The following is a 20,080-nucleotide window of genomic DNA, read 5'->3' on the forward strand; positions in this document are numbered from 1 at the left end:
GCGCCAGATTCAGCCGCCCTCTTTCATCTGCTTCAGAATTTTGTAGACGGTCGCACGCCCCATCGTCAGCACGGCGGCCACATAGTTCGCTGAACTGCGTCCGCGAAACGCGCCCTGCGCATGCAGCGCCTCGACGATTTCGCGCTTATGCTCGCGTGTGAGCGCGTTGATGCCGATTTGCCGCTCGCGCAGCCACGTGTGCAGGTAAGTATTGATCCGGTCCTGCCAGTCGTCGCGAAAGAGGTCTTCGGCAGGAGCATCGGTCAGATTGCCACCCCGAATGAAGAGATCGAGCGTGGAGCGCACATCTTCGAACACCGCAATATTGAAGTTGATGCACAGCATGCCGGCAGGCTTGCCGTTGTCGTCGAACAGGATGTTGCTCACGCAACGCATGCGGCGGCCGTCCCAATTGAGCTTCTCGTACGGGCCGATGGTGCGGCCGCGCGCCGCATAGTGCACTTCGTCCAGCACCGAGGGTCCGCCTACTTCGAGCTTCGACAGATTGTTCACGAGGTAGGCGATGGTCTGATCCCGCAAGTCGTGAATCACAACCTCCGCGCACGGGTAGAAAAGCGCAGCGATGCCGTCGGCGATGGGAGCGTAACGCTCGAGCAGCAGGTCTTTCACAGGAGACACGGTTGTCTGGCGCATTGAAAATGGCAGCGTTCGAGGGCGCTGTGTTGAAGGCGAATGATCGAAAATCGGGCAGTTCAGCGACGTGCGGCCCGCCCGGCAACTCGCCATTGTAGCCACCCGCATGGCCGGCGGAGCGCGGCGAATTTTGTCCTCGTGGCAAGCGCTATTTTTTCGTGCGATAAAAGGCGATCTACTTCACGGAGCAGCAGATGGCAACGCTCGAAGCATTTCGCGCCGTGCTCGACGACAAGAGAACGCCGGAAATCATTCGCAACCACATCATCGATTCGCTGCAATACGCGCTGCGCAATCACGGACAGATTTTTACGTCGAAGGAAGTCGAATGGCTCGCCGCGTGGGATGACGCGCGCATTCCGCTCGCGGCGTCCCGCGAATTACAGAAGCGCATTGCCGAGACCTCCGGCTAGCCGGCTTTTCCGGTCTTTCCTGGTCTTTTGCGCTCTTTGGCGCTTTCTCGCGTCCCGCCGGACGCCCGCCTGCCGGGCGGTCTGTTCGTGCGGGGAACTTTTTGCTATCCAATTAGCCCTATTTAGTGCATCATATTGGAATAGTCGTATTCCGCATTTGCAGCACTGGCAGTCTCAACCCGGCATTTTTCGCGGCATCTCCGCAACATCCCCGACTGTTCGGCCGCCGCCCGCCGGCGATCCCGTCACTCCGGCAATGCGCCGCCTGCATTAGCCGTCGCGAGTTGTGCAGCTGTGTTGTTCAACGGGTTTCCGCTTCCCACCCGCTGTCCGCGCGACATCAGCGTGTTTTTTCTCCATCGAATCCGCGACTTTGCGCGGCGCGCTCAAGCCCTTCCCATTGGGCCTGTGCCAACCTTTTTCCATGGCGGCGCGCCTCAAGGTGCTGCGCTGCCCGGCCAGTCGTGCCGCGCGTAACACGCGTGACACACCGGCCACGTAATACAGGATACTTATATGCTTATGAACTCAGCAGTCAAGACGTACAAGGGTTATGAGATTCACCCGCTCGTCTATCCGCGCCGTCCCACAGACGGTCAGACGAGCCGCAACCCGGACGCAGGCTACGACGCGTCGGTGCGCATCTGCCGTGTCGGCGCCAATGCGGCGGCCGAGGGCCGGGTGTTCCGCCTGCAGTATCTGTTTCCGTTCGACGGCACGGGCAAGGCGCGCATTGCGTGCATGGCTCACGCCGAACAACTGATCGACGGCCGCGTGGATGGCCAGTCGGTCGCCGATCTTTGAGCGGCACGAGCCGCGGCAACACGCGCGGCACTAGTATCGGCGCATAAGCCGGTGCCGCAAGCGGCGGCCTCGAGCCCGCCGGCAACCGTATCAGATGCAGCGCCGCCGCAAGGCGTCGCGCACCCCTTATCCCATCGACCAGGAGTTATGCATGGCGAAAGAAGAACTGCTTGAACTTGACGGTATCGTCGACGAAGTACTTCCGGACAGTCGTTACCGCGTGACGCTCGACAACGGCGTTGTAGTTGGCGCTTACGCGTCCGGACGCATGCGCAAGAACCATATTCGTATTCTCGCGGGCGACCGCGTGACGCTGGAACTGTCGGTCTACGACCTGACCAAAGGACGGATCAACTTCCGTCACAAAGACGAGCGCGCAGGCGGTGGCGGCGCTGCCCGTAGCAACTCGCAATTCCGTCGCCGTTAAGGCGAACGGCACGCGGCCCCATTCGGGCTAGCTGGCGTGCCCCTGCAGCAACGTTGTTCGCGCAGCCTTTCGCGCGCCTTCTCCGGTTCGGCTCCGGTCGAATCTGAGCGGCGCGCAGCGGCGGCGCTTTATCTCAGCAGTTCGTCGCGACGATCGTTGCGATGTCAATCGCGCTTCGTGCGCTCTCCTTGTTTAGCTGTACCCACATGGTCGATTGCTCTCGCGCCGCTTCGGTGCATGGCTCTCGCACGCCCCTTCATGGTGCATGACTTCAGTCATCAGGCTTGCGTTGAATTCCCGAGTTGCCCGCAGACCAACGCTTAGCGGTTAATGGCATAGACGTTGCTTAAATGATGGTCAGTCGTCGATTGCCACTACTCCATGCTGCGTGTTCTCCTCGTCACCGATACCGACAAGCCGATAGGCGACCTGCGTGACGCGCTCGCACGCCTCGGCTACGAGATGCTCGCCAGCACCGCGACGCCGCACGCGTTGCATAGCGTGGTTCAGAGCGAACGGCCGGACGTCATCATCATCGATACCGACTCGCCTTCGCGCGACACGCTCGAACAGCTCGCGGTGATGAATGCGACCGCGCCGCGCCCGGTCCTGATGTTCAGTCACGACGCCAACCAGCAGTTGATCCGCGACGCCGTCGGCGCGGGCGTGACCGCCTATCTCGTCGAAGGACTCGAAACCGAACGGCTTGCGCCGATTCTCGAAGTCGCGCTTGCGCGGTTCGCGCAGGAATCGCAGTTGCGCGAACGCCTCGCGCAAGTCGAGAACGAACTTGCGGAGCGCAAGCTGATCGACCGCGCCAAACGCCTGCTGATGGATCAGCAGAAAATCACCGAGCACGCCGCCTACGCCACGCTGCGCAAACGCGCGATGAATCAGGGCGTCAAGCTCGCCGAGGTCGCGCGCGCGGTCGTCGCGTCGGCTGAATCGCTCAAGTGAAGCACGTCCATGAACACTGCCAGTCACCTCGCATCGTCAGCATTAGCGCCGTTGGAGAAGACCCACCTGCGGCTCGGCTTCGTGGCGCTCGCCGATGCCGCGCCGCTCATCGCCGCGAAGCTGCTTGAATTCGGTCACGCGCACGGCCTCACGCTCGAACTGTCGCGCCAGCCTTCGTGGGCAGCGGTGCGCGACAAGCTGCTATCCGGCGATCTCGATGCGGCGCACACGCTTTACGGCCTCGTCTACGGGGTGCAACTCGGGCTGGGCGGTCCGCAAACCGACATGGCCGTGCTGATGGTACTCAACCGCAACGGCCAGGCGGTCACACTGTCGAGCCGTCTCGCGGATGCACTCGCCGAACATGGCAACTTGCCCAAAGCGCTCGCTACACTCGGACGCAAGCCGGTATTCGCGCAGACGTTCCCGACCGGTACGCACGCGATGTGGCTGTATTACTGGCTCGCTGCGCAGGGCGTGCACCCGTTGCGCGACATTGAAAGCGTGGTGATTCCGCCGCCGCAAATGGTCGCGGCGCTCGCGGACGACAAACTCGACGGCCTGTGTGTCGGCGAGCCGTGGAACGCGATGGCCGAGGCGGAAGGCGTCGGCAGAACGGTCGCGTATACGAGCGAAGTGTGGCCCGACCACCCCGAGAAAGTGCTCGCATGCCGGCGCGATTTTGTGAGCGCAAATCCGAACACGGCGCGCGCCCTCGTACAGACGATGCTCGAAGCGTGCCGCTGGCTCGACGGCCCCGGTCACCGCACTGAAATCGCGCGTTGGCTCGCCAGGCCGGACTATATCGGCATCGACGAGGCTCTGATCGCGGCGCGCTTCGGCGACAGGATTCCGGCCTCCGTGCCGCGCGGTCTGCCGATGCGCTTCTTCGACAACGGAGAGGTGAATTACCCTCACCCATTCGAAGGCGCGTGGTTCCTGACTCAGTTCGAGCGCTGGGGCATGATCGACGCACGCAGCGATTACACGCAGATCGCGGAGAGCATCAACCAGACGCAGCTTTATCGCGAAGCCGCCGCACAGGTGAAGGTGGCGGTGGCCGCGCAAGAGAAATCCCGAACGTTCATGGACGGCAAGGTGTGGGACAGCGCGACGCCGTCCGCTGGTTTTGCGCGTGCATTCGACGTTCGACGATAAGCTTGCATGCCGGGCCCGGACTCCGATCCGGAGCAAGGTTAGAGCGATAGACGCAGATACTCAGGTCGGTGTCATCAAACAATGCGCGAGGCGCACCAGCGCTCACCAGCGCTCTATCGCCCCGCTTCCTGCGCACCTCGCTCTCCATCGCGAACGCTGCGCCCCCCGGAGCTCAGCCCCGCTCTCAGAAATTAAACTTGTCGATATTGCTCGCATCGAACGTTGTCGGCGGTCCGAGAATGATCTCGCCTTGCGGACCGATGGTGCGCTTGCCGAGCTTACCCGCATCGAACGATTCGCCCTCCTTGCCGTTGATCGTTCCCGACGCGAGCGCTGCCGCCGCGTAGCCGGCGAGATAGCCCAACTCGTTCGGATCCCACAACTGGAATGCCTTGACCGTGCCGTTTTTCACGAACGCGCGCATCTGGTTCGGCGTGCCGAGCCCCGTTACCGCGACCTTGCCCTTGCTCGACGACGACGAGATGTAACGCGCCGCCGCCGCAATGCCGACCGTGGTGGGCGCGACAATCGCCTTCAGGTTCGGATACGCCTGGAGCAACCCCTGCGTTTCGACAAACGACTTCTGATCGTCGTCATTGCCGTAAGCGATTTTCACCAGTTTGATCTTCGAGTACTCAGGCTTCTTCAACTCCTCCTGCATCCACTTGATCCACGTGTTCTGATTGGTCGCGTTCGGCGTCGCGGACAGCACCGCGAATTCGCCCTCGCCGCCCATCAGTTTCGACACGAGTTGAATCTGACCACGGCCGATGCCTTCCGCGTTCGCCTGGTTCACGAACAGTTGACGACCCTCGGGCGCCGTGTCCGAATCGAAGGTAACGACCTTGATGCCTTGCGACATCGCCTTCTTCAGATACGGCACGACCGCGTTGGCGTCGTTGGCCGCAATCACGATTGCATCCTGACGCTGGGTGATCAGCGTGTTGATGTACTGCACCTGCGACGACGCCCCGGCATCCGACGGCCCCACCACCTTGCCCACGCCTCCGAATTCCTTGATCGCGGCGAGGCCGCCGTCGTCGGCAATCACTTCGTATGGGTTGTTGATCTGCTTCGGCACGAATGCGATCTTCAGGCCATTTTTCAGGCCCGCGGCGGACGCCGCGCAACTGATCGCGAGCAACGCAACGCAGAGCGCCGCCGCGCCGGTGTGACGTAGTGGTTTGAACATGAAGTGTCTCCTGCCGTGTAGTTGGACGTTGTACTGTCCGGGTTTGATGATGACGTTATTGAGAAGAAGCGGACCTCGCGATGAAACGCCGGTCACGCGCCGCGCGCCAGCGCGCAACCAGATTGGGTATCAGCACCGATGCAAGCAGCAATACGCCGGTGACGATGGTGAGCGTCTCGCTCGAAACGTCGTCGAGCGTCAATGCGTTCTTGAGCACACCGATAATCAGCAGCGACAGCAGCACGCCGATCATCGAGCCGCGTCCACCGAAAATGCTCACGCCGCCGAACAAAACCGCTGCGATCACCGACAACTCGAAGCCCTCGCCGTTGTCGCCTCGCGCGCTGGTGAAACGCAGCGTGTAGACCACGCCCGCGAGCGCGCTCATCAGACCGGACAGCACGAACAGGCGTAACCTGATCTTCGTGACTTCGATGCCGGAGAATGCGGCGGCAGTCGGATTCGCGCCGATTGCGTACAGGCTGCGACCAAACGCGGTGGATTGCAGCAACACGGTGAACAGCACCGCGCCGACGATCACGATCGCAAACGGCAACGGAATAAAAGTGCCGCCGAGCGTATCCATGCCGAACGCCGTGTAGGCCGGGGGAAAATCAGCGACGGCCTGGTCGCCGAGAAGCACGTAGGCAAGCCCGCGAAAAAGCGCGAGCGTGCCGATGGTCACCGCGAGCGAAGGCAGGTTCAGCTTGACGATCACGAGCCCGTTCAGCAGGCCCGCCAACGCGCCGGCAACCAGTACGAGCGCGATCACGACAGGCATCGGCAAGCCCATGTGCCACAGCACACCCATCAATGCACTGGATGCACCGAGTACCGAAGCCACCGACAGATCGATTTCAGCGGCAACGATGATCAACGTCATCGGCAGTGCCATCAACGCGATCTCGGTGAGATCCGCCAACACGTTGCTGAGATTCGCACCGGTCAGAAAGACCGGAGACAGCACTCGCCCGAGCACGATCGACAGAATCAGCACGATCACGAGCAATACTTCCCATTGCAGCGGCGTTTCGCGTTTGCGCGTGAGCAGCGCGGAATCGGGTTTAGCCATGATCGCGTTTCCTCATCATGCGTTTGGCGACTGAGCGGGCGAGCAACGTATCGGCCGTAATGGCCGCGACGATCAGCGCACCTTCAATAGCCTGCTCCCAGAATGGAGAGACGTGGAGCACGACCAGCGCAATGCTGATCACGCCCAGCACGAGCGCGCCGAGCGTGGCACCGAGTATCGTGCCGACGCCGCCCGTGATCGCGACGCTGCCGACCACGGCAGCCGCGACGACCTGCAGTTCGATGCCCTTTGCGGTGCTGGCGTCAACGGTGCCGAAACGCGCAAGCCACAGTGCGCCCGCGAAGCCAGCAATTGCACCGGACAGCAGAAAGCCCGCCATGACCCGTCGTTCGACGTTGACGCCCGCGAGACGCGCCGCCTCGGGATTCGAGCCGATCGCATAATGCTCACGGCCGCCGCGAAACTGCTTCAGGTAAATAGCGAGAGCAAGCAGCACGACGAGCGCGATAAGCGCAAGCGTGGGTATGCCGAAGAAGGTGCCAGTCGCAAGCCGCGAAAAGGTATCGGGCAGACTGGTGGCGTTGATCTGTCCGCCGTGCACCCACGCATAATCTGCGCCCCGAAATATATAAAGTGTGGACAGCGTTGCAACGAGCGACGGCACGCGCCCCACCGCCACGAGCAGCGCATTGATGCCGCCCGCCACGAGACCGATGCCGAGCCCCGCCGCGAGCGCGACGACCACCGGCATCTGCGGAAATGCGACGTACAGGCTGCCCACTGCATAGGCGCTGATGCCGACCGTCGAGCCCACCGACAGATCGATATGACGCATCAGAATGACCACCGTCATGCCGGCAGTCAGCAGGCTGATGATCGACACATTGAGCAGCACGTCGCGCAGATTCTGCAGATTCAGGAACTGAGGCCTCGCGAGCGCGGTGCCCACGATCAGTAGAATCAGCACGACGAACAGCGTCGTCTCGCGGCTCTTTGCGAGGTTCGCTGCAAAGCCGCCCGCTGTGGCCGGCGGGCGCTTCGAAGGCGGCGGCGCCTGGACCGGCGCGGGATGAGTCGAAGAATGGCGCATCATGCCGCGTTCCCTAACGGTGGAATCGGTTGTCCCAGCGCCGCGGCCATGATGCGTTCTTCGTCGGCCTCGGCGCGTGCAATGTCCGCACTGATACGCCCTTCGTGCATGACCAGTACGCGGTCGGCCATGCCCAGTACTTCCGGCAATTCGCTCGAAATCATCAGCACTGCCATGCCGTCGCGCACCAGTTCGGCAAGCGCGCTATACACCTCCGCTTTCGCGCCGACGTCGATACCGCGAGTGGGTTCGTCGATCATCAAAACCTTCGGGTTCGTGGCGAGCCACTTGCCCAGGACGACTTTTTGCTGATTGCCACCCGACAGCGTGCCGACCGGCGCGTTGGGATCGCCCGCTTTCAGCCGTAGACGCGTGCCCCACTGATTAGCGAGCTGCGTCTCGCTGCGCGTCGTGATGAGACCGTGTCTGACGAGACGGCCGAGCACTGTCATCGACGCATTGCGCGCGATGCTCAACTCCAGCGCGAGCCCTTGCTGCCGGCGGTCTTCCGGTACGAGCGCGAGGCCTGCGCGCACGGCGGCGGCAGGACTGCCAGCCGCGAGCGGTTTGCCGCCTATCTGGATGTGGCCGGCGTCGAGCGGGTCGATGCCGAAAATCGCACGCGCGACTTCGCTGCGACCTGCGCCGACCAGCCCCGCCAGCGCCACGATTTCGCCTGCCCGCACGTCGAAAGAAATGTCCTTGAAAACGCCCACGCGCGTGAGCCCTCGCACCGAAAGGCGCACTTCGCCAGGCGGTCGCTCCGCTTTCGGATAGAACGTCTCCAGATCGCGGCCGACCATTTTTGACACGATGGCGTCGGTGTTCAGATCGGCGGTCATGCCGTCGAACACCTTCGCGCCGTCGCGCATGATGGTGACGCGTTGCGTCAGCGCGAAGACTTCATCGAGACGGTGCGTGATGAAGAGTATCGCCACGTCGCGCTCGCGCAGCTTGCGCACGATTGCAAAAAGACGTTCCACTTCCGTCAGCGACAAGGCCGCTGTCGGTTCGTCCATGATCAGTACATTGGCGTTTAGCGACAACGCCTTTGCGATTTCGATGACTTGCTGATCTGCAATGGACAAGCCGCGCACCAGTTGATCCGCGCGCAGATCGACGCCGAGCGAGGCGAGCAGTCCGTCTACCTCGCGGCGCATCGCGTCGTATTGAATGCGCCCGAACCGGTCGACCGGCTGCCGTCCCATGAAAATGTTTTCGGCGATCGACAGATCGAAGAACAGTGTAGGTTCCTGATAGATGACCGCGAGCCCGGCATCGCGCGCTTGAGCAGGCGTGGCGAAGCGGCGCGCCACGCCGTCCACCAGCAGTTCGCCGCTATCCGGCTGATGCACGCCTGCAAGGATCTTCACGAGCGTGGACTTGCCCGCGCCGTTCTCGCCGAGCAGCGCATGCACTTCACCCGGCCACAGCGAGAGATCGCCGTCCGAAAGCGCGCGGACCCGGCCGAACGATTTGCTCGCGTGCCGCAATTCGAGTCTCGGCACGGCGGATATAGGTTGCTGCACTGCGTGTCTCCTTCTTTCACGTTATGGCGTGCGCGGCCTGCTTGTATCCACGCGACCCGCTTCAGATGCGATAGAAACCCTCGGCATTACCGCAAAAGAGCGCCTCTTTCTCTGCAGCGCTCGCACCTTCGACAATCGTTGCATACGCATGCCACAAACCCGCGTAGGAGCCGAACAAGCGATCGACGGGAAAGTTCGACGCGAACATTGCGCGCTCGACTCCAAACGTGTCGATCGTTTCGAGCACGTAGGGCCGCAAGCTTTCCACAGTCCACTGATGATCGAACATCGCAAGTCCGCTGATCTTCACGCAGACGTTCTCGCAATCCGCCAGCATGCGCATGCCGTCGCGCCACGCCCGATAGCCGGCAACGCTGTCGCGATCGACGAACATGCCGGCATGGTTGACAGCGAAGCGCGTGTCGCCATGCGCGCGCGCCAACGCCGCGGCCTCTTCCATTTGCGACGGATAAAGTTGCAGGTCGAACGACATGTCGTAACGGCGCAGCAACGCAAAGTTCTCACGCCATTGCGGCTCGCGCATGAAATGGCGGCCCACATAGTCGAACAGCCTGTTCTCGTGCACGTTGAGAATCTGCCGGATGCCACGCGTATTGGCGAACGACGCATGCGCTTCGAGCAACGCGGGCGCATCCGCTGAAGACAGATCCACTGCCGCGACAATCGCGTTCGGCATGCCGCGCGATTCATGACGATCCGCAATGCCTTGCAGCCAGCGCGTTTCCTCGACGGGGTCGGCAGGATCGTGATTCGCTTCGACATGCACGACTTTCTTCACATCGATATCCCCGGCTTCGCCGAGCAGATCGGCGAGCAGATAGTCGTGCTTCAGGTCGCGCGCATCGCCAACAAACGACACGCCAGGATTTTCCAGCCACGGATAGCGATGCGTCTTCAGGTCCCACAAGTGAATATGCGAATCGACAACCTGCATGCGATGCCTCCGTCGTTTCAAGCGTGGATGTCAGCGCGAACGTCAGCCCAAACCTCAGCCGAGCGAACTCAGGCGGAACACTTGTTCGAGTGGTTGCTGATGCGGCGTGTGATCCGGCGCTGTATGCATGATGTCGGCCATGTAATCCCACCATTTGCGCATGACTTCGAGCTCAGGGAGCGCGTCCATCGTGTGATGCGTGGTTCGCGTGAGCACGGCGAATAGATGATCGGTGCCGGGATCGAAGAAAATCCGGTACTCGCGCACGCCCGCGTTGTGCAACGCGTCAACAAGCTCTGGCCAGATCTGGGCGTGACGGCGCTCGTACTCCTCGCGCATGCCGGGGTTGAGCACCATCCGGAAAGCGATTGTCTCCATTGCGGCTGTCTCGTCGTTATGGGCGCCTTCGCGGCGAAGCGCCTGCAAAGACTATAATTCGTGCGTCGATAGCATCTCAATCCGTTGTTGGGATTGGGCGATCCACAAACCGAATCGCACGGCAACCATGAGCCAACTCTCAGCAACTGTCGCACTCGTCAATCGGCTCAAGTTCAAGCACCTCGCGCTGCTCGTCGCGCTCGACGACGCACGCAACCTCCACCAGGCTGCGGAAGCAGTGAACGTTGCACAGCCGAGCGCCAGCCGCATGTTGGGCGATATCGAAGAGGCGTTCGGCTTCCTGCTGTTCGAGCGCAACGCGCGCGGCATGACACCCACGCCGCTTGGCGTCGTCACGCTGGCCTATGCACGGCGTGCGCTCGCCGAACTCACGCGTTTCGCCGAAGACCTGGAAGTCAAACGACGCGGCGGACATGGACAGTTGACCGTCGGCGCGATCATGGGCGCAGCGCCCGATCTGATGGCAATGGCCGTCGCCGCGTTGAAAACCGAAAGCCCGTTGCTGAACGTGCGTATTCTCGGCGAGACCAGCGACCAGGTCGTGCAATTGCTGCATCGCCGCGAAGTCGACCTTGCGCTTGGACGCCTGACGAGTCCGCTGCAACACAACGATTTCAGTTTCGAACCGCTCGCGCGCGAGACCTTGCTGCTCGTCGTGCGCTCGGTGCATCCGCTTGCGAGCCGCGCGCGCATGACGCTGCGCGAACTGATCGACTGGCCTTGGGTTGCGCAGCCGGTGAGCAGTCCGGCCCGCGTGCTGTTCGAGGAAGAACTCGCGCGTGCGGGGCTTGCCACGCCGGTCAATCTCACCGAATGCGCGTCGATCTTCGCCACATTGCAATTGCTGGAAAACTACGATGCTGTGGCGATGCTGCCGGAGTCGGTAGTCCGCGATCATTTGCGCGGCAAGCTGCTCGTCGCGCTGCCGCTCGAGATCGGCAAGAGCCTTGCGGGCTTCGGCATTCTCACGCGCAAGGAAGAAACGCTCGCCGAACCCGCGCTGCGCTTCATTGAACTGCTGCGGGGCTTCTCGCGGCTTCTTACGCGCGAGGATACCGCTGCGTCCGCGCAAGCCGCTGTTGCTTCCGCTCCGGTCAGTTGATTTCCGCATCGCGCGTCATTGCAGATTGACGAACAGGCCGCCGTCCACCAGTAACGCCGCACCCGTCACATAACGCGCGCGGTCGGACGCGAGGAACACCACGCATTCGGCCACGTCTTCGGGACGGCCCAACCGGCCCAGCGGAATGCGCTTTTCGAAGTAGGCCTTCTTCGCTTCGTCGGCGAGATCTTCGGCGTTCAGATCGGTTGCGATCGTGCCGGGCATGACTGAATTGCAGCGGATGCCGTACGGTCCCAACGCAACCGCGCATGACTGCATCAGCGAATGAACGCCCGCTTTGGTCGGCGTGTAATGCGTCTGCATGCCGCCGCCCACTAGCGCGCTGATCGAACTGGTCGCCACAATCGCCCCGCCAGTGCCTTGCGCTTTCATCTGCTGCGCGGCCGCCTGCGTGACGTAGAACGCGCCGTTCAGATTGACCGCGACTGTCGACTCCAGCACCTCCGCCGGCATGTCGAGAAACGCATGGAATGGACAAATGCCCGCGTTGCTGGCGAGCACGTCGACCTTGCCGAATGCGTCGACGGTCTGGCGCACCAGTAGCTGACCTGTTTCGCGCGCAGCAACGTTGCCTTCCACTGCGATCACGCGCCGCCCGAGCGCTTCGATCTGCTCGACCACTTCGGCGACCGCGGAACGGCGTCCGTACGACGCGTCGTTATCGCCCCAGTAGTTGATCGCCACATCCGCGCCTTCCGTTGCGCACGCGACGGCAATCGCGCGGCCAATGCCGCGTGAGCCGCCGGTGACGATCACGACCTTGTCCTTGAGAAGCACGTCACTCTCCTTTGCTGGGTGATCCTGACTACGGCAGCCATCAACGCGGATAAGGTCGCACCAGCGCACATTCCGGATTGAGCCTCACGCCGAAGCCCGGTGTGTCCGGCACCTTCATTCGTCCGTTGACGGGCACCGGTTCGTCGAGCAGAAGCGGCGTGAACATGGGCACCACTTCGTCGGCCTTGGGCGCCATCATCAGGAACTCGGAGAAAGGCGAGTTATGACGCGTGACGACAAAATGGTAGCTATACACGGACGAGCCATGGGGCACCACCATCACGTTATGAGCATCCGCAAGTGCCGATATCTTGATCAGCTCGGTGATGCCGCCGCACCAGCCGACGTCTGGCTGGATCAGATCGCAGCATTGCATTTCGAGCAGCATGCGAAAGCCCCAGCGCGTCGCCTCGTGTTCGCCCGTGGACACCATCATGCCGCGCGGCACGTTGCGGCGCAGTTCGGCGTAACCCCAGTAGTCGTCGGGCGACAGGCACTCTTCGATCCATTTGAGTCCATACTCGTGCGCGGCGTGCGCGAGGCGCGTTGCATACGGCACGTCGAGACTCATCCAGCAGTCGTACATCAGCCAGAAGTCGTCGCCCACGCGGCTGCGCATGTCCGCGAGCTTTTCGAGGTTGAGTTTGAGCCCGGCTTCCCCTTCAGCCGGGCTGTGCTGCAACGGCAATTTTCCGCCGATGAAACCCATCTCCTTCGCAAGGTCGGGACGTGCGCCGGTCGCATAGAACACGAGTTCGTCGCGCACGGGACCGCCCAACAGCTGATACACGGGCTCCTTACGCACCTTTGCGAGCAGATCCCACAAGGCGAGATCGACGCCGGAGATCGTATTGAGAACCACGCCTTTGCGCCCGTAGTAAAGCGTCGCGTAGTACATTTGATCCCACATCTTCTCGATGTCGGTCACGAGCTGACCTTCAAGAAAACGAGCGAGGTGTTTCTCGACGATGAACGCGCCAATTTCGCCGCCCGTCGTCACCGCAAAGCCGACCGTGCCGTCGCTTGCTTCTATCTCGACCACCAGCGTGCCCAGCACATTGATGCCGAACGACTGGCGGCTCTGGCGATACTCGGGATAGCGCGCCATCGGTGTGGAAATGTGATCGTCGATCCAGTGTCCGCCGGGCTGATCGTGGTAGTCCGCGCCGCCGCCGCGGACGATGAAGGCACGCACGTGCCGGATAGTAGGCATGGCCATGAGAGAGGGGCTCCGTGATAGGCGTCGAACGAGTCGCCGGAAATGTGCCCTTAGCGGGCGCGGTGCAGCAAGTCGTGGGTTTGGCCGGGTGCCTGCGCGTGACCACGCAGCAGCGTGCCGATCAGCAGCGCGGCGATGAGACTCGACGCGCCCAGCACGACCAGTCCCGCAGATGTCGAGGAAAACGCGTGTTCCGCAGCCGTGCGCAAGCTGGGCGCAATAAAGCCGCCGAGGCTGCCGAGCGAATTGATCAGCGCGATGCCGCCCGCGGCGGCCGCACCGGTTAGCAGGCGTGTCGGGAAGGTCCAGAAAAGCGGTTGAGCCGCGATGAAGCCGCTCGCCGCGCAACACAACGCAGCGAGCCCAATCGCGGGGTCATGAGCGAGACCCGACACGCCGATGCCAAGGCCCGCGACGACAAGCAAAGCCGACGCCCAGAGGCGGTGACCGCCCGTGCGATCCGCGCTGCGCGGCACATACCAGGTCACCACGAGCGCGCACAGCCAGGGCAATGCCGCGACGAGGCCGACATGAAATCCCACCGTCGTGCCGAGCAGAGCCGCGACTTGTTGCGGCAGATAAAAGATCACGCCGTACACGCTCATTTGAATCAGCAGATAGATCAGCGAGAGCAGCAGCACGCGACGATCCACCAGCGCGGCGAGAAGGCGATGCGGTCCACGCACGGATGCCGCACGCGCGTCTTCGTCGAGAGCCGAGCGCAGACTTGTGCGCTCCTGCTCGTTGAGCCAGCGGGCGTTTTCCGGACGATTGTCGAGATACCAGAACGCCCAGACGCCGACGAGCGTTGCCAGGCTGCCTTCGACGAGAAAGAGCCACTGCCAGCCCGCGAGACCGAGTGCGCCATTCAGTTCGAGCAGCAAGCCCGACAATGGACTGCCGAAAATAAACGCCAACGGTGCGCCGAAATAAAACATGCCGACGGCCCGAGCACGCGCGCGCTGGGGAAACCAGTGCGTCAGGTAATAGATCACGCCGGGGAAAAAGCCTGCTTCGGCAACGCCCAGCAAGAAGCGCAGCGTGTAGAACGTGGTGGAGGTATGAGCGAGACACATTGCTGCCGATACCAGTCCCCATGTCACCATGATGCGGCACATCCAGGCACGCGCGCCGACACGATGCAGCAGCAGATTACTTGGCACTTCGAACAATGCATAGCCAACAAAGAATACGCCCGCGCCGAATGCGAACGCTGCGTTCGAGAGCCCCGTGTCGTGTTGCAGCGCTTTTTGCGCGAAGCCGATGTTCGCGCGGTCAAGAAACGCCAGCACGTACATCAGCAGCAGGAACGGCAACAGCCGGCGCATTACCTTGCTGTTGATCGCCTCAAGTGAAGCGCTCGCATGCGGGTCCATGTCGTCTCCTTCGCGCAGCTCGCGTTGGCGGCTGCGCGGTTCTTGTATATCGTGCTGCGTGCGGCTCGTATTTTCCGGGGCGACGCATATCCGGGACGCCCGCGCGAATGCTCAGTAAGTCGCGCGTCCGCCCGACAGGTCGAATACCGAACCGGTGCTGAACGCGCAGTCTTCGGATGCGAGCCAAAGAATCAGCGACGCCGCTTCCTCGGGCAACAGGAAACGGTTCATTGGAATCTTCGAAAGCATGTAGTCGATGTGCTGCTGCGACATCGAATCGAAAATCTCGGTCTTGGCCGCAGCGGGCGTGACCGCATTGACGAGAATGTTCTTCGTCGCAAGCTCTTTGCCAAGCGATTTCGTGAGGCCGATCAGCCCCGCCTTCGACGCGCTGTAATGCGAGGCGTTCGGGTTGCCCTCTTTGCCCGCCACCGACGCGATGTTCACGATCCGCCCATAGCCCTGCTTCAGCATCTGCGGAACGACCGCGCGGCACGTGAGGTACGGGCCGATCAGATTCACGTCGATCACGCGGCGCCAGACGTCCGGCTCCAGTTCCCACGTGGTGCCGTTGCCGCCAGTAATGCCCGCGCAGTTGACCAGTACGTCGATCGCGCCGTGATCCGCAAGGGTCCGTTCGACGGCTTGCGCCACAGCCGATTCCTGTGTGAGCTCGACGGTCACTGCCGTCACCTTGCCGAGTTCGCTGAGCTCGCGCTGACTGCGCGCGAGACGTTCGGCGTCGACGTCCCATAGTGCGACCGACGCGCCCGATTGCAGCGCCCGTTGCGCCACCGCGTAGCCGATGCCGCGAGCGCCGCCGGTAATGGCGACAACGCGTCCGTCCAGATCGATTCGATTCATTTGTGTCTCCTGTCGCACGGTTCCCGCGCGCCCAAGTTGTTGTAGCCGTTAGCGTCCGTGTTGCGCTTCACGCCAATATACGAGCGACGCGATGCCTCAACAATCCGAGAATTGGAAAGGTCGATAACAAAAGCGGATCGGACCGCGGCGCCGAAGGTCATCATCGGAAAATCAGGGACCAGAACGAACCCGACGCGCAACGGGTCGGCCGCCGCTGCGATCATTTCGAGGGCGTTATTGGAGGATCGTTCCATCGTCGGGTCACCGGTCGGCGTTTGTGAACCGACAAACTTGCCCTTATTGCCGGAGAGTTGTCAACGATTGATCAGAAAGGAAGAAGCGGCCAGAGCGGAATAGGGATGTGATGCAAATCGCCTGGTAACTACAGAGTCGCGCGACCTGATGAGATGCGGCATGGCTGCGCGTGTACAGAAGAAGACGCCGTCCACATTCGCGGACATGACCTTGCGCCAGTCCGCCGTGGAGACGTCCGCGAACTTCCTTGGGACGAGAACAGTAGCGTTATTGGTGAGCGCATCGAGACGACCGAAGCGGTCAACGGTGGCATCGATGAGCGCTGTCGCCTGAGCTTCGTCCCCACGTCCGTGACCTGGACTAGCGTACGAGCACTATCTAGCCGCAACTATCACGCGGGAATTATCCGCTGTGCTTTCAGCCGGCCAAACAGATCGAAGAACGCCTGATCGGTCGCCTGAAAGTCCAGGAAACCGGCCTTCCGGCTCTTCGACATATCGGTAAGCACTTCCATCGGACGGCCGAGGTCGGCGTCCGAATGCCACCACGATGCAAGCCTGTCGATGTCGCCCTCGACGAGATCGAAGCGCGCGGCAATCTGCCTCCACTGTGCGCCCGCATCGCGCATGCGGCTTTCGAGAGGACGCACTGCTCCGTCAAATGCGACGGCCTCGACGCCAAAATAGTCTGCGATACGGGACCACATCCATTTCCAGCGGAAGACATCGCCGTTGACGACATTGAAGTCCTGATTGCGACCCGCTTCCGACGTCGAGGCCCATTCGAGATGCCGCGCGAGAAGACGCGCATCGGTCATGTCGGTCAGGCTGTTCCATTGCGTCGCCGAGCCGGGGAAAATAAACGGCAGTCCTGCTTGCTTGCAAAGCGTCGCATAGACTGCGAGCGTCGTGCCCATGTTCATCGCGTTGCCAACCGCGAATCCGATGATCGTGTGCGGCCGATGAACGCTCCATGTAAAACCCTGACGCCGCGCCGCGGCGAATACGCGGTCTTCCTGCTCGTAGTAAAAGTTGTCGACGTTCTGACGGCCTTGCTCTTCCCGAAACGGTGTCTGCGGAACGGCGCCTGTCGCATAAGCCTCGAAGGGGCCGAGATAGTGCTTGAGTCCGGTCACCAAGGCAACATGCTCGAGTTTCGACGGCCCGGCTTCGAGCGCATCGAGTACGTTGCTGACCATGGCGCCGTTCACACGGATGTTCTCGAGCTCGGTCGCCTGCCTCGCCCAGGCAGTGAAGAACACGTGAGTTACGTCGAGCGAGTGAAGCGCGGCCCGCACCGACTCCGCCGATGCCAGGTCGGCAATGATCGGCTGAACCGCTGGCGACACCTGTGTGCGGCCGCGAGATAGCCCGTAGACTCCCCAGCCGGCCTCGATCAGCCGATCGGCCAGATTGCTGCCTGCGATGCCGCTGGCCCCGATGATAAGAGCGCGATTTTTCATGAAATGAACGTTACTCGTTGAGATATCTGGGAAACGACTGCCTGCTTCGTGCTTTTGCAGCCGCGTGCGTGAAACGGTGTATCCGTCGGCTATTCAAGCCGGACTTTACGGAGGACCAAACGACGCCATGGTCGGGCGGACGCCTTCGAACGCCATCTGCAATACCTGCCTGATGCCACTTTGGGAAAGTGCGCGGGGATTGAAATACGGCGAGCGCATCGCGATTTCCGCGGCACGGTCGAGATCGCCCTCCTGAATGCCGAGCTCGGCAAGCGAACGGGGCGTTCCCAGGGCCCGGCCGAGATCAAAGAGCGCAGCCACTGGATCGCTCATATCGAGTGCCCGGCGCAGGCGCTGAGCGGCATCGGGCGCCGACGGCAGGTTGAACGCCATGGCGTAGGGCAGGACCACGGCATGCGTCTCCGCGTGCGGCAAATTGAAGGTGCCGCCAAGCGTATGGCACAGCTTGTGATGCAAGGCCATGCCCACATTGCCCAGCACAGTGCCGCAAAGCCATGCACCGTATTGCGTGATTTCTCGAGCAGCCAGATCGTCGGGACGTTCGCATACCGATACCAGGCCTCGCGCAAGACTGCGCACGCCCTCTTCCGCGAACATCGACATGACCGGATTGATGTCCTGCGCGTACAAGCCCTCAGCCGCATGGGCGATGGCGTTCAGTCCGCTGGTGGCGGTCAGCCCCACTGGCAAGCTCAGCGTGAGCGTGGCGTCATAGATCACCGTGCGCGGCAAAACGCGATGACTCTTGCCGGTCTTCTTCTCGCTGCTCGCGGTCAGCCCGTAGATGGGAGTGACCTCGGAGCCCGCGTAAGTCGTGGGGATCGCGACGATCGGCAAGCTCGTCTCCAGCGCGATTGCCTTCGCCAAGCCCAGTGTGGAGCCGCCTCCTGCCGCGACCAGTCCATCGGCTCCGGCATCGCGAGCCGCCTCGACACCGGCTTCGGCGGTTTCGACCGGCACGTGCATGACTGCCCGATCGAAAATCGCATGGCAGCGTCCTCCGCCCAGCTCGCGCACGCGCTCGGCTAGCGCGCGTTGCTCAAGCGTCGAAAGCACGAGCGCGCGACGGATGCCGAGTTCGTCGAGTTCGTCACTGAGCCGCGCGAGCGAGCCCGCGCCGAAAACAATGCGGGTCGCGCGGGTGGAATAGGTGAATGGCGTCGCGATGCTGGGTGTCATGATGAACGGTTCAGGACAAAGTCAAAGGCGAGCGTGCTGAACGGCGACTGCATGCGCGTGCCGTCGGGCGCCACTCCCTCTTCATGGTGAATCCAGTCCGCAATTAGCGACGAGCGCACACCGAACACGGCGTCGGAATCGAGGTAGCGGTCACCGTCGCGAAACACATGGGTCACAAGCCGCTCATAACCGGGCGCGGTGATCATGAAATGCAGATGAGCGGGACGCCACGGGTGGCGTCCAAGCGCGGCCAGCAGCTTGCCTACGGGTCCGTCGTGCGGAATCGGATAAGGCTCCGCCACGATCGAGCGAAAGTGATAGGAACCATCGGGCAAGCTGTGCAGCACTGCCCGCGCCCGGTGCGTATCGCCTTCGTACTGAACATCGTAGAAGCCAGCCGAATCTGCCTGCCAGACCTCGATCCGCGCATCTGGCACAGCTTCGCCCTCGAGCCCCATGATGCGGCCTGAGACGAAGCATGGCTCGCCGCCGGCACCGTTGGCAATGTCGTCGCCATTGCTATGCACTGGCGCGCCGCCGACGAAAAATGGCCCGAAGACCGTTGCCTCGGTGCATCCGACGGGCTTCCTGTTCGCCATTGCGGTGACGAGCATCGAGAGTCCGAGCGTGTCGGAAAGCAGAATGAACTCCTGACGATTGCCGTCCGTGATATGGCCGACCTCCGTCAGGAAGCGGATACCCGCTTCCCACTCCTCTTCGGTCAGCCGCACCTCGCGTGCGAAATCATGAAGATGCCGGACGAGACTCGTCATGACCGCCCTCAGACGGACATTGGACGCCCCTTCGTGGCGCTTGAGTACCGCATCAGTGATGGTGTTTTCGTCGAGATTACGCATGGCGATTTATCGGTCGTGAAGCATGGATCAGCGGTTGTCGACGCGCTTGAGAAACGGGCGGATGTCGACGCTCTTCCAGATGCCGGCCTCGTTGAACGGATCGTTCGTGTTGAAGCGGACAACCTGGCCGATGTCGTCGGCTTCATAGAGGAAGAAGCTGCCGATCATCGTCGCCTCGTCCGCCGCAAGCAGCGGGCCGGACATCACTATTTTGACCGGCGCCGTCGCGAGATAGGCTTTGTGGGCGTCGTAGTGGGACAGGCGGCGTTCGACCATGCCGTCATGGTCGAGGCAATAAACGGTGTAATGCATGTGCGACTCCTGATAGTTGTGATG

The 20,080-nt window shown here is 62.1% G+C and carries 23 protein-coding genes; 6 read left to right on the forward strand and 17 right to left on the reverse strand.

All coding sequences use genetic code 11. The annotated features are described in order from the left end of the window. Positions 1 to 9 precede the first annotated feature (9 nt). The gene (locus OH764_RS26940; RefSeq protein WP_020066237.1) at positions 10 to 654 is read right to left on the reverse strand and encodes a helix-turn-helix transcriptional regulator; all 645 of its coding nucleotides are present in this window, start codon (positions 652 to 654) and stop codon (positions 10 to 12) included. Between the two features lie 194 nt (positions 655 to 848). Here OH764_RS26940 and OH764_RS26945 point away from each other — a divergent pair, with 194 nt between their 5' ends. From OH764_RS26945 to OH764_RS26965, 5 genes are all read left to right on the forward strand, one after another. Further along, positions 849 to 1,067, forward strand: a complete 219-nt coding sequence (locus OH764_RS26945) for a hypothetical protein (protein ID WP_020066239.1) — start codon at positions 849 to 851, stop codon at positions 1,065 to 1,067. A gap of 522 nt (positions 1,068 to 1,589) precedes the next feature. Continuing rightward, positions 1,590 to 1,871, forward strand: coding sequence for a hypothetical protein (locus tag OH764_RS26950; protein WP_027775843.1), 282 nt, complete (start codon positions 1,590 to 1,592; stop codon positions 1,869 to 1,871). A gap of 151 nt (positions 1,872 to 2,022) precedes the next feature. Further along, positions 2,023 to 2,298 (forward strand): translation initiation factor IF-1, encoded by a 276-nt coding sequence (gene infA / locus OH764_RS26955; protein WP_013343004.1) that lies wholly within the window; start codon positions 2,023 to 2,025, stop codon positions 2,296 to 2,298. A 381-nt stretch (positions 2,299 to 2,679) separates the two neighbouring features. Then, entirely contained in the window at positions 2,680 to 3,255 is a 576-nt protein-coding gene (locus tag OH764_RS26960) for an ANTAR domain-containing response regulator (protein ID WP_027775844.1), read from the forward strand. A 9-nt stretch (positions 3,256 to 3,264) separates the two neighbouring features. Beyond that, on the forward strand, positions 3,265 to 4,413 hold the full coding sequence (locus OH764_RS26965) for a CmpA/NrtA family ABC transporter substrate-binding protein (protein ID WP_498849185.1): 1,149 nt from the start codon (positions 3,265 to 3,267) through the stop codon (positions 4,411 to 4,413). Between the two features lie 184 nt (positions 4,414 to 4,597). Here the strand turns inward: OH764_RS26965 and rhaS are convergent, their stop codons facing one another. The 6 genes from rhaS to OH764_RS26995 all read right to left on the reverse strand — a co-directional run bounded on the left by rhaS (position 4,598) and on the right by OH764_RS26995 (position 10,590). Further along, on the reverse strand, positions 4,598 to 5,605 hold the full coding sequence (gene rhaS, locus OH764_RS26970) for a rhamnose ABC transporter substrate-binding protein (RefSeq protein ID WP_020066244.1): 1,008 nt from the start codon (positions 5,603 to 5,605) through the stop codon (positions 4,598 to 4,600). Positions 5,606 to 5,660: 55 nt separating this feature from the next. Further along, on the reverse strand, positions 5,661 to 6,677 hold the full coding sequence (locus OH764_RS26975) for an ABC transporter permease (protein ID WP_498849186.1): 1,017 nt from the start codon (positions 6,675 to 6,677) through the stop codon (positions 5,661 to 5,663). Continuing rightward, positions 6,670 to 7,731: an ABC transporter permease gene (locus OH764_RS26980; RefSeq protein ID WP_131318747.1), complete on the reverse strand. Its 1,062-nt coding sequence runs from the start codon at positions 7,729 to 7,731 to the stop codon at positions 6,670 to 6,672. The genes OH764_RS26975 and OH764_RS26980 overlap by 8 nt, the downstream gene beginning before the upstream one ends. Then, positions 7,728 to 9,257: a sugar ABC transporter ATP-binding protein gene (locus tag OH764_RS26985; protein WP_498849187.1), complete on the reverse strand. Its 1,530-nt coding sequence runs from the start codon at positions 9,255 to 9,257 to the stop codon at positions 7,728 to 7,730. The genes OH764_RS26980 and OH764_RS26985 overlap by 4 nt, the downstream gene beginning before the upstream one ends. Positions 9,258 to 9,318: 61 nt before the next feature. Then, on the reverse strand, positions 9,319 to 10,212 hold the full coding sequence (locus tag OH764_RS26990) for an amidohydrolase family protein (RefSeq protein ID WP_498849188.1): 894 nt from the start codon (positions 10,210 to 10,212) through the stop codon (positions 9,319 to 9,321). 54 nt (positions 10,213 to 10,266) lie between these two features. Further along, positions 10,267 to 10,590: an L-rhamnose mutarotase gene (locus OH764_RS26995; RefSeq protein WP_027798380.1), complete on the reverse strand. Its 324-nt coding sequence runs from the start codon at positions 10,588 to 10,590 to the stop codon at positions 10,267 to 10,269. 127 nt (positions 10,591 to 10,717) lie between these two features. Between OH764_RS26995 and OH764_RS27000 the strand changes: the two genes are divergently transcribed. After that, positions 10,718 to 11,713 carry a LysR family transcriptional regulator gene (locus tag OH764_RS27000; RefSeq protein WP_498849189.1) on the forward strand — a complete coding sequence of 332 codons (996 nt, stop codon included), beginning with the start codon at positions 10,718 to 10,720 and terminating at the stop codon, positions 11,711 to 11,713. 15 nt (positions 11,714 to 11,728) lie between these two features. Here the strand turns inward: OH764_RS27000 and lra1 are convergent, their stop codons facing one another. The 10 genes from lra1 to OH764_RS27050 all read right to left on the reverse strand — a co-directional run bounded on the left by lra1 (position 11,729) and on the right by OH764_RS27050 (position 20,056). After that, the gene (gene lra1, locus OH764_RS27005) at positions 11,729 to 12,511 is read right to left on the reverse strand and encodes an SDR family NAD(P)-dependent oxidoreductase (protein ID WP_498849190.1); all 783 of its coding nucleotides are present in this window, start codon (positions 12,509 to 12,511) and stop codon (positions 11,729 to 11,731) included. Positions 12,512 to 12,551: 40 nt separating this feature from the next. Next, complete coding sequence (gene rhmD, locus OH764_RS27010) at positions 12,552 to 13,730, reverse strand: L-rhamnonate dehydratase (protein WP_214879299.1); 1,179 nt, start codon at positions 13,728 to 13,730, stop codon at positions 12,552 to 12,554. A gap of 50 nt (positions 13,731 to 13,780) precedes the next feature. Continuing rightward, entirely contained in the window at positions 13,781 to 15,106 is a 1,326-nt protein-coding gene (locus tag OH764_RS27015; protein ID WP_498849191.1) for an MFS transporter, read from the reverse strand. Between the two features lie 111 nt (positions 15,107 to 15,217). Next, positions 15,218 to 15,970, reverse strand: a complete 753-nt coding sequence (locus tag OH764_RS27020) for an SDR family NAD(P)-dependent oxidoreductase (RefSeq protein ID WP_498849192.1) — start codon at positions 15,968 to 15,970, stop codon at positions 15,218 to 15,220. Then, positions 15,967 to 16,224, reverse strand: coding sequence for a hypothetical protein (locus OH764_RS27025; RefSeq protein ID WP_498849193.1), 258 nt, complete (start codon positions 16,222 to 16,224; stop codon positions 15,967 to 15,969). The genes OH764_RS27020 and OH764_RS27025 overlap by 4 nt, the downstream gene beginning before the upstream one ends. Before the next feature lie 60 nt (positions 16,225 to 16,284). Continuing rightward, a complete protein-coding gene (locus OH764_RS27030; protein WP_498851310.1) occupies positions 16,285 to 16,542 on the reverse strand; it encodes an SDR family NAD(P)-dependent oxidoreductase in 258 nt (85 codons plus the stop codon). A gap of 74 nt (positions 16,543 to 16,616) precedes the next feature. Then, positions 16,617 to 17,687, reverse strand: a complete 1,071-nt coding sequence (locus tag OH764_RS27035; RefSeq protein WP_498849194.1) for an SDR family oxidoreductase — start codon at positions 17,685 to 17,687, stop codon at positions 16,617 to 16,619. A gap of 105 nt (positions 17,688 to 17,792) precedes the next feature. Further along, positions 17,793 to 18,887, reverse strand: coding sequence for a maleylacetate reductase (locus tag OH764_RS27040; protein ID WP_498849195.1), 1,095 nt, complete (start codon positions 18,885 to 18,887; stop codon positions 17,793 to 17,795). Next, complete coding sequence (locus OH764_RS27045) at positions 18,884 to 19,744, reverse strand: intradiol ring-cleavage dioxygenase (protein WP_498849196.1); 861 nt, start codon at positions 19,742 to 19,744, stop codon at positions 18,884 to 18,886. Before OH764_RS27045 ends, OH764_RS27040 begins: the two co-directional genes overlap by 4 nt. Positions 19,745 to 19,771: 27 nt before the next feature. Beyond that, positions 19,772 to 20,056, reverse strand: a complete 285-nt coding sequence (locus OH764_RS27050) for a YciI family protein (protein WP_498849197.1) — start codon at positions 20,054 to 20,056, stop codon at positions 19,772 to 19,774. Positions 20,057 to 20,080: the final 24 nt, after the last annotated feature.

Origin of the sequence: Burkholderia sp. M6-3, assembly GCF_050858985.1 — a bacterium.
Taxonomy (GTDB): Bacteria; Pseudomonadota; Gammaproteobacteria; order Burkholderiales; family Burkholderiaceae; genus Paraburkholderia; species Paraburkholderia caledonica.

Coding starts and splice junctions, on each gene's coding strand:
- OH764_RS27025 (WP_498849193.1), bottom strand. CDS start 16,224: ATGGAACGATCCTCCAATAACGCCCTCGAAATGATCGCAGCGGCGGCC.
- OH764_RS27015 (WP_498849191.1), bottom strand. CDS start 15,106: ATGGACCCGCATGCGAGCGCTTCACTTGAGGCGATCAACAGCAAGGTA.
- OH764_RS26980 (WP_131318747.1), bottom strand. CDS start 7,731: ATGATGCGCCATTCTTCGACTCATCCCGCGCCGGTCCAGGCGCCGCCG.
- OH764_RS26960 (WP_027775844.1), top strand. CDS start 2,680: ATGCTGCGTGTTCTCCTCGTCACCGATACCGACAAGCCGATAGGCGAC.
- OH764_RS26990 (WP_498849188.1), bottom strand. CDS start 10,212: ATGCAGGTTGTCGATTCGCATATTCACTTGTGGGACCTGAAGACGCAT.
- rhmD (WP_214879299.1), bottom strand. CDS start 13,730: ATGGCCATGCCTACTATCCGGCACGTGCGTGCCTTCATCGTCCGCGGC.
- OH764_RS27020 (WP_498849192.1), bottom strand. CDS start 15,970: ATGAATCGAATCGATCTGGACGGACGCGTTGTCGCCATTACCGGCGGC.
- OH764_RS26965 (WP_498849185.1), top strand. CDS start 3,265: ATGAACACTGCCAGTCACCTCGCATCGTCAGCATTAGCGCCGTTGGAG.
- OH764_RS26950 (WP_027775843.1), top strand. CDS start 1,590: ATGAACTCAGCAGTCAAGACGTACAAGGGTTATGAGATTCACCCGCTC.
- OH764_RS26940 (WP_020066237.1), bottom strand. CDS start 654: ATGCGCCAGACAACCGTGTCTCCTGTGAAAGACCTGCTGCTCGAGCGT.
- OH764_RS26975 (WP_498849186.1), bottom strand. CDS start 6,677: ATGGCTAAACCCGATTCCGCGCTGCTCACGCGCAAACGCGAAACGCCG.
- OH764_RS27000 (WP_498849189.1), top strand. CDS start 10,718: ATGAGCCAACTCTCAGCAACTGTCGCACTCGTCAATCGGCTCAAGTTC.
- OH764_RS27050 (WP_498849197.1), bottom strand. CDS start 20,056: ATGCATTACACCGTTTATTGCCTCGACCATGACGGCATGGTCGAACGC.
- infA (WP_013343004.1), top strand. CDS start 2,023: ATGGCGAAAGAAGAACTGCTTGAACTTGACGGTATCGTCGACGAAGTA.
- rhaS (WP_020066244.1), bottom strand. CDS start 5,605: ATGTTCAAACCACTACGTCACACCGGCGCGGCGGCGCTCTGCGTTGCG.
- OH764_RS26945 (WP_020066239.1), top strand. CDS start 849: ATGGCAACGCTCGAAGCATTTCGCGCCGTGCTCGACGACAAGAGAACG.
- OH764_RS27035 (WP_498849194.1), bottom strand. CDS start 17,687: ATGAAAAATCGCGCTCTTATCATCGGGGCCAGCGGCATCGCAGGCAGC.
- OH764_RS26995 (WP_027798380.1), bottom strand. CDS start 10,590: ATGGAGACAATCGCTTTCCGGATGGTGCTCAACCCCGGCATGCGCGAG.
- OH764_RS27045 (WP_498849196.1), bottom strand. CDS start 19,744: ATGCGTAATCTCGACGAAAACACCATCACTGATGCGGTACTCAAGCGC.
- OH764_RS27040 (WP_498849195.1), bottom strand. CDS start 18,887: ATGACACCCAGCATCGCGACGCCATTCACCTATTCCACCCGCGCGACC.